Source organism: Erythrobacter sp. NE805, assembly GCF_046452355.1.
In the GTDB taxonomy this organism is placed as follows: Bacteria; Pseudomonadota; Alphaproteobacteria; order Sphingomonadales; family Sphingomonadaceae; genus Erythrobacter.
The window spans coordinates 1-755 of the sequence record NZ_JBKFDI010000018.1 but is presented as its reverse complement, the minus strand read 5'-3'; the positions used below and the strand labels follow the sequence as shown (position 1 = coordinate 755).

At 65.8% G+C, this 755-nt stretch carries 2 protein-coding genes; both read left to right on the top strand.

Translation table 11 applies throughout. The features are described 5' to 3' along the window. Positions 1–193, top strand: a 193-nt coding sequence (locus tag ACLBKU_RS17710) for a phage tail tube protein (RefSeq protein WP_410180895.1), incomplete at its 5' end; no start/stop codon positions are given. Next, positions 193–516: a phage tail assembly protein gene (locus ACLBKU_RS17705; protein WP_410180894.1), complete on the top strand. Its 324-nt coding sequence runs from the start codon at positions 193–195 to the stop codon at positions 514–516. The genes ACLBKU_RS17710 and ACLBKU_RS17705, both read left to right, overlap by 1 nt. Positions 517–755: the final 239 nt, after the last annotated feature.

Here is a 755-nt window from a genome sequence, read left to right as displayed (position 1 = left end):
GGGGCTGCTCCATACGGACGGCGTGAGCGTCGCGGCAATGCGCGCGATCAACAATGCCACGCTCATCTTCAAGGGCGACATGGGCAAGACGTGGGTGGTGCGCGGCGCCTACTTCGTCGAGCACGGCGACATCAGCCAGGACGGCAAGGTCACCGTCACCTTCGAGGGTCAGCCCGCCGAGGAGCTGGTCTGATGGTCCAGCTGACCTACACGCTGCTGCACCCGATCACGATCGAGAAGAAGCCTGCCGGCAGCGAGGAGATCGTCAGCGAGGAGCTCAAGCCCGCCGGCTTCGAGGTCACCCTGCGCCGCCCCAAGGCGAAGGATATCCGCGCCTTCGACAAGCACCGCGATTCCGAAATCGCGGCGGTGATCGAGCTGATCATCACCTGCTCGAACCTGTCGCAGATCGAGGTCGAGAATCTCGACGCCGACGACTTCGGCGCCATGGGAAACTTGCTCGCGCCGAAATCGCCCGGTGGCCAGCAGACTGGGAGCTCTGCCTTGGCAGCGTGACCAAGTACTTCGGGGTCCAGCCTTCCGAGGCGATGGCGATGGACCTCGACGATGTCGAGTTCTGGCTACGTGTAGCCGAGCAGCTGGAAGCCCACGCGCAGAAGGACTGACCCGCGATGCGTTTCTCCATGATCCTCGAGATGGTCGACCGGCTCACCGGGCCGGCCAAGCGCGCCCGGGCGAGCGTCTCGGGCCTGCGCGAGACCGCCCGCGGGCTCGGCCAGCAAATGCGCCGCACC